Source organism: Methyloversatilis sp. XJ19-13 (genome assembly GCF_024580155.1).
GTDB lineage: Bacteria > Pseudomonadota > Gammaproteobacteria > Burkholderiales > Rhodocyclaceae > Methyloversatilis.
Genome location: NZ_JANINH010000011.1, coordinates 50,812 through 60,000, shown reverse-complemented (window position 1 = coordinate 60,000; position 9,189 = coordinate 50,812). Strand labels below are relative to the sequence as shown.

9 protein-coding genes (1 of these 9 only partly in view) are annotated in these 9,189 nt (G+C 67.4%); 8 read left to right on the top strand and 1 reads right to left on the bottom strand.

Annotation, left to right across the window (positions count from 1 at the left end; all coding sequences use genetic code 11):
- On the bottom strand, nucleotides 1-696 hold the 5' portion of the coding sequence (locus tag NMQ14_RS14230; protein ID WP_257097171.1) for a LysR family transcriptional regulator. Its footprint begins 234 nt before the window's first position; only the first 696 of its 930 coding nucleotides appear in the window; its start codon is at nucleotides 694-696; its stop codon lies off the left edge, out of view.
- A 323-nt stretch (nucleotides 697-1,019) separates the two neighbouring features.
- On the opposite strand from NMQ14_RS14230, the gene NMQ14_RS14225 reads away from it, so the two are divergent.
- The 8 genes from NMQ14_RS14225 (at nucleotide 1,020) to NMQ14_RS14190 (ending at nucleotide 9,185) form a co-directional block, all read left to right on the top strand.
- Nucleotides 1,020-2,486: a form I ribulose bisphosphate carboxylase large subunit gene (locus NMQ14_RS14225; RefSeq protein ID WP_257097170.1), complete on the top strand. Its 1,467-nt coding sequence runs from the start codon at nucleotides 1,020-1,022 to the stop codon at nucleotides 2,484-2,486.
- Between the two features lie 524 nt (nucleotides 2,487-3,010).
- Entirely contained in the window at nucleotides 3,011-3,430 is a 420-nt protein-coding gene (locus tag NMQ14_RS14220; RefSeq protein ID WP_257097169.1) for a ribulose bisphosphate carboxylase small subunit, read from the top strand.
- Between the two features lie 14 nt (nucleotides 3,431-3,444).
- Nucleotides 3,445-4,347, top strand: a complete 903-nt coding sequence (gene cbbX / locus NMQ14_RS14215) for a CbbX protein (RefSeq protein WP_257097168.1) — start codon at nucleotides 3,445-3,447, stop codon at nucleotides 4,345-4,347.
- 1 nt (nucleotide 4,348) lies between these two features.
- Entirely contained in the window at nucleotides 4,349-5,140 is a 792-nt protein-coding gene (locus tag NMQ14_RS14210; protein ID WP_257097167.1) for an HAD-IA family hydrolase, read from the top strand.
- Nucleotides 5,141-5,151: 11 nt separating this feature from the next.
- Nucleotides 5,152-5,844, top strand: coding sequence for a ribulose-phosphate 3-epimerase (gene rpe, locus NMQ14_RS14205; protein WP_257097166.1), 693 nt, complete (start codon nucleotides 5,152-5,154; stop codon nucleotides 5,842-5,844).
- The gene (locus tag NMQ14_RS14200) at nucleotides 5,837-6,541 is read left to right on the top strand and encodes an HAD-IA family hydrolase (RefSeq protein ID WP_257097165.1); all 705 of its coding nucleotides are present in this window, start codon (nucleotides 5,837-5,839) and stop codon (nucleotides 6,539-6,541) included. The genes rpe and NMQ14_RS14200 overlap by 8 nt, the downstream gene beginning before the upstream one ends.
- Before the next feature lie 77 nt (nucleotides 6,542-6,618).
- Nucleotides 6,619-7,773, top strand: coding sequence for a class 1 fructose-bisphosphatase (locus tag NMQ14_RS14195; protein WP_257097164.1), 1,155 nt, complete (start codon nucleotides 6,619-6,621; stop codon nucleotides 7,771-7,773).
- A 521-nt stretch (nucleotides 7,774-8,294) separates the two neighbouring features.
- Nucleotides 8,295-9,185: a phosphoribulokinase gene (locus tag NMQ14_RS14190; protein ID WP_257097162.1), complete on the top strand. Its 891-nt coding sequence runs from the start codon at nucleotides 8,295-8,297 to the stop codon at nucleotides 9,183-9,185.
- The last annotated feature ends 4 nt before the right edge of the window (nucleotides 9,186-9,189 follow it).

Here is a 9,189-nt window from a genome sequence, read left to right as displayed (position 1 = left end):
CTGCTTGATCGCCTCGTTGCTCGACAGCTCGGAGCCGACGCGCAGATTCAGCTCGGCGTCGCGGAACAGCTTCTCCAGCGTGGTGCGCGTACCCGAGCCACGTTCGCGCACCAGCAGGTCTTCCTGCGCCAGATCCCGCAGCAGCAGCGGGCCGCGCGACATCAGAGGATGCGACGGCGCGGCGATGAAGGCCATCGTGTGGCGCGCAAACGGTGTGGCCCGGGTTTTCAGTTCCCTGGGCGCACGGCCCATGATGACCAGATCGACCTCGTGGCTCGACAGCAGGCGCACGACTTCATCGCGGTTGCCCACCTTCAGCTTCACTTCGACATTTGGATTGTCGCGCGCGAATACGACCAGCATGCGCGGCACCAGATATTCGGCGGTGGTCACCACGCCGATGCGCAGCCGGCGCGACACGACGCCGCGGTGCGCGGCCATTTCGTCGCCCACCTCGCGCCACAGTTCGAGGATGCGTCCGGCGTAGTCGGCCATCACCTCGCCGGCCGTCGTCAGCCGGATGCCGCGTCCTTCGCGTTCGATCAGCGGCGTGCCGGCCGACTCCTCAAGCAGCTTGAGCTGGATCGACACCGCCGGCTGCGTCAGATTGATTTCACTGGCCGCACGCGACACGCTGCCCAGTCGGGCGACTGCGTGCAGTGCGGAAAGCTGGCGAAGCGTGGCGTTCTTGAGCATGTACACACTCCCGGACAGGGGATCACAGACACCCGACCTTCACAGGCAGCGCGACACCGACCGGCCGATACGTCGCGCTGCAGCACTTTGCCAGAATTCCATCAAATCAAGACCTCTTGCACAGCACGTACGCCTCGGCGCCGATGAACTGCTGCGCTGCGGCATCCTGCTGCACCGTCGGTTCATAAGCGTAACTTAATATCAAAAGGAAAAAAACAAACTTTTCTTATCCATAAGTTCTCCTTATCGTCAGCGCCTCGGAACGAGCTTGCAGCACACAAACGACCGGCCAGGCGCCGGAACGAACCATCAGGGAGGAAGACATGGGCGACATGAACACCCCGACGCAGATCACCGACGCGAAGAAGCGATATTCGGCCGGCGTCCTGAAATACGCGCAGATGGGCTACTGGGACAGCGACTACGAGCCGAAGGCGACCGACATCCTCGCGCTGTTCCGCATCACGCCGCAGGACGGCGTCGATCCGATCGAAGCCGCCGCCGCGGTGGCAGGCGAATCGAGCACCGCGACCTGGACCGTCGTGTGGACCGACCGGCTGACCGCCTGCGACATGTACCGCGCCAAGGCCTATCGCGTCGATCCGGTACCGAACAATCCGGGCCAGTATTTCGCCTGGGTCGCCTACGATCTGAGCCTGTTCGAGGAAGGTTCGATCACCAACGTCGCCGCATCGATCATCGGCAACGTGTTCAGCTTCAAGCCGCTGAAGGCGGCGCGACTGGAAGACATGAAGTTTCCGGTCGCCTACGTGAAAACCTTTGCCGGCCCGCCGACCGGCATCATCGTGGAGCGCGAGCGACTGGACAAATTCGGCCGCCCGCTGCTGGGTGCGACCACCAAGCCCAAGCTCGGCCTGAGTGGCCGCAACTACGGCCGCGTGGTGTACGAAGGCCTGAAGGGCGGGCTGGATTTCATGAAGGACGACGAGAACATCAACTCGCAGCCCTTCATGCACTGGCGCGACCGCTTCCTGTTCGTCATGGACGCGGTCAACAAGGCCAGCGCCGCGACCGGCGAAGTCAAGGGCAGCTATCTGAACGTCACTGCCGGCACGATGGAAGAAATGTACCGGCGCGCCGATTTCGCGAAGGATCTGGGCTCGGTCATCGTCATGGTCGACCTGGTGGTCGGCTACACGGCGATCCAGTCGCTGTCGCACTGGTGCCGGCAGAACGACATGATCCTGCACCTGCACCGCGCCGGCCACGGCACCTACACGCGGCAGAAAAACCACGGCGTGAGCTTCCGCGTCATCGCCAAGTGGATGCGCATGGCCGGTGTCGACCACATCCACGCCGGCACCGCGGTGGGCAAGCTGGAAGGCGACCCGATGACGGTGCAGGGCTATTACAACGTGTGCCGTGACACGCACACCGAGGTCGACCTGCAGCGCGGCATCTACTTCGACCAGGACTGGGGCGCACTGAAGAAGGTGATGCCGGTCGCCTCCGGCGGCATCCACGCCGGCCAGATGCACCAGCTGATCGACCTGTTCGGCGACGACGTCGTGCTGCAGTTCGGCGGCGGCACCATCGGCCACCCGCAGGGCATCCAGGCCGGAGCCACCGCCAACCGCGTGGCACTCGAAGCCATGGTGCTGGCGCGCAACGAAGGCCGGAACATCAGGGAAGAGGGCCCGCAGATCCTGCGCGACGCCGCGAAATGGTGCTCGCCGCTGGCCGCCGCCCTCGATACCTGGGGCGACATCACCTTCAACTACGCCTCGACCGACACCTCGGACTACGCGCCGACGCCGTCGGTGGCGTGACGCCGTCTGCAGGAGCGACGCCCTTCTCCACTCTCCCGCATCAGCGGGAGAGGGGCCGGGGTGAGGGAACAAGCACCGCAGCCCTCACCCGGCGCTGCGCGCCACCCTCTCCCGCTGATGCGGGAGAGGGGTTGAAGAACCGAACCACGGAGAAGCTCATGCGCATCACCACCGCACCGGCCGCGACACCCACCATCCGCGCCCTTCTCCCCTCGCCCGCATCAGCGGGAGAGGGGCCGGGGGTGAGGGAACAAGCACCGCAGCCCTCACCCGGCGCTGCGCGCCACCCTCTCCCGCTGATGCGGGAGAGGGGTTGAAGAACCGAACCACGGAGAAGCTCATGCGCATCACCACCGCACCGGCCGCGACACCCACCATCCGCGCCCTTCTCCCCTCGCCCGCATCAGCGGGAGAGGGGCCGGGGGTGAGGGAACAAGCACCGCAGCCCTCACCCGGCGCTGCGCGCCACCCTCTCCCGCTGATGCGGGCGAGGGATTGATGAAACCGTATCAAGGAGAACCACCATGCGCATCACCCAGGGCACTTTTTCCTACCTTCCGGACCTGACCGATTCCCAGATCGCGGCGCAGATCGACTACTGCCTGGACCAGGGCTGGGCGGTCGGCATCGAGTACACCGATGACCCGCACCCGCGCAACACCTTCTGGGAAATGTTCGGCAACCCGATGTTCGACATCCGCGACCCGGCGGCCATCCTGTTCGAGGTGAACGCCTGCCGCGCCACCTTCCCGCAGTACTACATCCGGGTCACCGCGTTCGACTCGACGCACGGCACCGAATCGGTCGTGCTGTCGTTCATCGTGAACCGGCCCGATGCCGAACCCGGCTTCCGCCTGATCCGCACCGAAGAACCGGGCCGCACCGTGCGCTACAGCATCGAAAGCTATGCCGTGCAGGCGCGTCCGGAAGGCGCGCGTTACTGAAGGGGGGTTGCCTCATGGACGCCGCCACCGCCCCCCCGACCGCCATTGCATCGCCACGCTCGATGTTCGCATCGTCCGGCGTGCAGGCCCTGCTCGACCAGCTCGATGACGAGCTGATCGGTCTTGCGCCGGTCAAGAGCCGCATCCGCGACATCGCGGCGCTGCTGCTGATCGACCGGCTGCGCGCCGAACAGGGCCTGCAGTCGAAGCCGCCATCGCTGCACATGTGCTTCACCGGCAACCCCGGCACCGGCAAGACCACGGTCGCACTGCGCATGGCCGAGGTGCTGAAGCAGCTCGGCTACGTGCGCAAGGGCCACATGGTGGCGGTGACGCGCGACGATCTGGTCGGCCAGTTCATCGGCCACACCGCGCCCAAGACGAAGGAAATCATCAAGAAGGCGATGGGCGGCGTGCTGTTCATCGACGAGGCCTACTACCTGTACCGGCCGGAGAACGAACGCGATTACGGGCAGGAAGCGATCGAAATCCTGCTGCAGGTGATGGAGAACCACCGCGACGACCTGGTGGTGATCCTGGCCGGCTACCGCGACCGCATGGACACCTTCTTTTCCAGCAACCCCGGCATGGCGTCGCGCATCGCGCACCACATCGATTTCCCGGACTACGACCAGGACGAGTTGATGCGCATCGCCCAACTGATGCTGCGCAATCTGAACTACCGCTTCGACGACACCGCCGAATCGGCGTTCGAACGCTACCTCGGCCTGCGCCGCCAGCAGCCGCACTTCGCCAACGCGCGCTCGGTGCGCAACGCGCTCGACCGCATCCGGCTGCGCCACGCCACCCGGCTGTTCGCCACCGACACGGCGCCGACGCGCGATGCGCTGTGCACGCTGTACGCCGAAGACGTGCTGGCCAGCCGCGTGTTCGCGGGCGACGGAAAGGAAGACTGACATGCCCGACATCCGCCCCGATGCGCTGATCTTCGACGTCGACGGCACGCTGGCCGACACCGAAGAGGCGCACCGCACCGCCTTCAACCTCGCCTTCGAACAGCTGGACCTGGGCTGGACGTGGACACGGACCGAATACAGATCGCTGCTCGCCACCACCGGCGGCAAGGAACGCATCGTCCGCCACATCGCCGCGCTCGATCTGGCGGACGCAGAGCGCGCCCGGCTGCTCGCCCGGGTGCCGCAGATCCACGCGGCGAAGACGCGCTTCTACAGCGCCGTGGTGCGCGACGGCGCGGTGCCGCTGCGCCCCGGCGTCGCGCGCCTGCTCGACGAAGCGCAGCACGCCGGCTGCCGCCTGGCCATCGCCAGCACCACCACGGCGATCAACGTCGATGCGCTGCTGCACGCCACGCTGGGTGCGCGCGCGCTCGAACGCTTCGCCGTCATCGCCTGCGGCGACCAGGTCGCGGCGAAGAAACCGGCGCCCGACATCTACCTGCTGGCGCTCGAACACCTCGGCGTGCGCGCCGACCGTACCATCGCCTTCGAAGATTCGCTCAACGGCCTGCGCGCCGCGCGCGCCGCCGGACTGTGGACGGTGATCACGCCGACCTTCTGGACCGAAGACAGCGATTTCTCCGGTGCCGGCCTGGTGCTGCCGCACCTGGGCGACCCCTCGGCCCGGCTGCCGGACGAATCGGGCACCCGCCTGCGCCACCGCGCCTGGCTCGGCTTCGACGAACTGTGCCGGCTGGCCGGCCAGGCGCATCCGACGGAGGCCGCACTGTGACGAGCACGCCCATGCGCATCGCCCCCAGCCTGCTGTCGGCCGACTTCGCCCGCCTCGGCGCCGAAGTGGCGGCCGTCATCGACGCTGGCGCCGACCTGATCCATTTCGACGTGATGGACAACCACTACGTGCCCAACCTGACGGTCGGCCCGCTGGTGTGCCAGGCGATCAAGCCCTGGGCCACGGTGCCGATCGACGTGCACCTGATGGTCAAGCCGGTGGACGCGCTGATCCCGATGTTCGCGCAAGCCGGCGCGGCCATCATTTCCTTCCACCCGGAAGCGAGCGAACACGTCGACCGCACCCTCCAGCTCATCCGCAGCCACGGCGTCAAGGCCGGCCTGGTGCTGAACCCGGCCACGCCGCTCAACGTACTCGACCACGTGCTCGACCAGCTCGATCTGGTGCTGCTCATGTCGGTGAACCCGGGCTTCGGCGGCCAGCGCTTCATCGAGTCCGCACTGCCCAAGATCGAAGCGGTACGCCGCCGCATCGACGCCTGCGGCCGCGACATCTGGCTTGAGGTCGATGGTGGCGTCAATGCCGACAACGTGGCCCGGGTGGCCGGCGCCGGCGCCGATACGCTGGTCGCCGGCTCGGCCGTCTTCACAGGCGGCCGCTACGCCGACGCCATCCGCACGCTGCGCGAACGCGCGGTCGCAGGCCGCGCACCCGCGCCCACCTCCGAGGCCACTCATGCTTGATACGAACAGAATCCACGCCATTGCCTTCGACCTCGACGGCACGCTGGTCGACAGTGCCGCCGACATCCGGTACGCACTGAACTTCGGCCTGTCGCAGGCCGGCTTGCCCGATGTCGACCTCGCCACCGTGCGCGGCTGGATAGGCGGCGGCCCCGACAAGCTGATCACGCGCGCGCTCGACCACTTCGCCCTCGCACACAGCGACGGCACGCTGCATGCCCGGCTGCGCGCCGACTTCGACCGCGCCACGCTGGAAGCGCCGCTCGATCACGGCATGGTCTATGACGGCATCGAGGAAATGGTCGAAGGCCTGTATGCGATCTGCCCGCTGGTGGTGGTGACCAACAAGCCGACGCCGCTGGCGCGCGCGGTGCTCGCCGCCGCCGGCCTGCTGCCTTTCATGTCTTCGGTCTACGGCGGCGACCGCAGCGAACTGCTCAAGCCGTCGCCGGCCATGCTCGACGCCGCCGCCGCACGTCTAGCGGTGAAGCCGGCGCAGCTGCTGATGGTCGGCGACAGCTCGGCCGACCTGCTGGCCGCGCAGGCCGCCGGCTGCCCGGTCGCGCTGGTGGGCTGGGGCTACGGCACGGCGGGCGGTCACCACGCCAGCGCACCCGGCGTCACCCCATGGCCAGTCGGCTCGCCGTCGCAGCTACTCGTGGAAATGAGCGCGCACTTCGAGGAACAAACCGAATAGCGCCGGCACGTACACCCGCGCAGCGCCGCACAGACGGCGCACGCACCCATGCATTCACATCAAGGGAGGAGAGACCCATGCCCACAGGCGGACGCACCACGCTGGTCCAGTACCTGATAGAAGAACGCCGCCGTCATCCCGAGGCGACCGGCGACCTCAACGCGCTGATCACCGACGTCGCGCTCGCCTGCAAGGCGATTTCGCGCAAGGTGGCGTTGGGCGGCCTGGCCGGCGTTCTTGGCTCGGCCGGCAGCGGCAACGTACAGGGCGAGGAACAGAAGACGCTGGACGTACTCAGCAACCAGATCTTCCTGCGCGCCAACGAATGGGGCGGCCACGTCGCCGCGATGGCGTCCGAAGAGCTGGACGACATATCGCTGCCGCCGCCGCAGTACCCGCGCGGCAAGTACCTGCTCGCGTTCGACCCGCTCGATGGCTCGTCGAACATCGACGTGAACGTGTCGGTCGGCAGCATCTTCTCGATCACCCGCGCGCCCGACCCGGCGCGCGAGGCGACCGCCGCCGACTTCCTGCAGCCGGGGCGCGAACAGGTGTGCGCCGGCTACGCGATCTACGGCCCCTCCACCATGCTGGTGCTGACGCTGGGCAGCGGCACGCACGCCTTCACGCTGGACCCTGTGCTCGGCGAATGGGTGCTCAGCCACCCCAATCTGACGGTGCCGCGCGGTACGCGCGAGTTCGCGATCAACGCGTCGAACAGCCGCTTCTGGGAGCCGGCGGTGCGCCGCTATGTCGACGAATGCCTGGCCGGCCGCACCGGCCCGCGCGAAGCCGATTTCAACATGCGCTGGATCGCCTCGCTGGTGGCCGAGACGCACCGCATCCTGATGCGCGGCGGCGTCTTCCTCTACCCGAAGGATTACCGGGGGAGCCCCCAGGTCAATGCTTCGCATTGCCCGCCCCCCGGGGGGGTGGGGCAGCTTGGGAGCGGCCCTGCGCTGCCCCGGCCCCAGCCAAACGCGGGTCGCCTCCGCCTGCTCTACGAAGCCAGCCCGATCGCCTTCCTGATCGAACAGGCGGGCGGCATGGCCAGCACCGGCCGCAGCCGGCTGATGGACGTGCAGCCGGACGCGCTGCACCAGCGCATCGGCTTCGTGTTCGGCTCGGCCGACGAGGTCGAGCGGATCGAGGCCTACCACCGCGAGCCGCCGGCCGACACCTTCCAGTCGCCACTGTTCGGCAAACGCGGCCTGTTCGCCGATGCCGTCTGACCGTGCCTTTCTCCCCTCGCCCGCATCAGCGGGAGAGGGGCCGGGGGTGAGGGTGCACGCGCCGCAACCCTCACCCGGCGCTGCGCGCCACCCTCTCCCGCTGATGCGGGAGAGGGATTGTCGAAACCGCATCCAGGAGAGGCCCATGCGCATTTGCCAACGCACCGCCCACGACGCCCACCGCCCGCGCCCTTCTCCCCTCGCCCGCCTCAGCGGGAGAGGGGCCGGGGGTGAGGGTGCACGCGCCGCAACCCTCCCCCGGCGCTGCGCGCCACCCTCTCCCGCTGATGCGGGAGAGGGATTGTCGAAACCGCATCCAGGAGAGGCACATGCGCATTTGCCAACGCACCGCCCACGACGCCAACCGCCCACGCCCTTCTCCCCTCGCCCGCATCAGCGGGAGAGGGGCCGGGGGTGAGGGTGCACGCGCCGCAACCCTCACCCGGCGCTGCGCGCCACCTTCTCCCGCTGATGCGGGCGAAGGATTGAAGAACCGAATCACGATCGAAAGGATTGCTTTCATGTCAGTGAAACACCCCATCGTCGCCATCACCGGCTCGTCCGGCGCCGGCACCACGTCGGTCACGCGCACCTTCGAGAACATTTTCCGCCGCGAAAACGTGGCCGCCGCCCTCATCGAAGGCGACAGCTACCACCGCTACGACCGCACCGAAATGAAGCGCATGATGGCCGAGGCGGAAGCTGGCGACAGCACGCAGTTCAGCCCCCACTTCAGCCACTTCGGCGAAGAGGCCAACCTGTTCGCCGAACTGGAACAGCTGTTCCGCGACTACTCCGAAAGCGGCACCGGCCGCAGCCGCAAGTACCTGCACAACGACGAGGAGGCCGCGCCCTGCCAGCAGCCGGCCGGCACCTTCACGCCATGGGAGCCGCTGCCGGCAAGCGACCTGCTGTTCTACGAAGGCCTGCACGGCGGTGTGAAGACCGAACATGTTGATGTATCCCGGTATGCCGATCTGCTGATCGGCGTGGTGCCTGTCATCAACCTCGAGTGGATCCAGAAGATCCACCGGGACCGCAGCACCCGCGGCTATTCCACCGAAGCCGTGACCGACGTCATCCTGCGGCGCATGCACGACTACGTGCACTACATCTGCCCGCAATTCACGCGCACACACATCAACTTCCAGCGCGTGCCGGTGGTCGATACCAGCGACCCCTTCATCGCCCGCACCATACCGACCGCCGACGAAAGCCTGGTGGTGATCCGCTTCGCCAACCCGCGCGGCTTCGACTTTCCCTACCTGCTCAGCATGCTGCACGACTCCTTCATGTCGCGCGCCAACACGCTGGTGGTGCCGGGCGGAAAGATGGAACTGGCGATGCAGCTCATCTTCACGCCGATGATCCTGCGCCTGATCGAACGCCGCCGCCAGCAGCGGGCCGCCTGAGGCA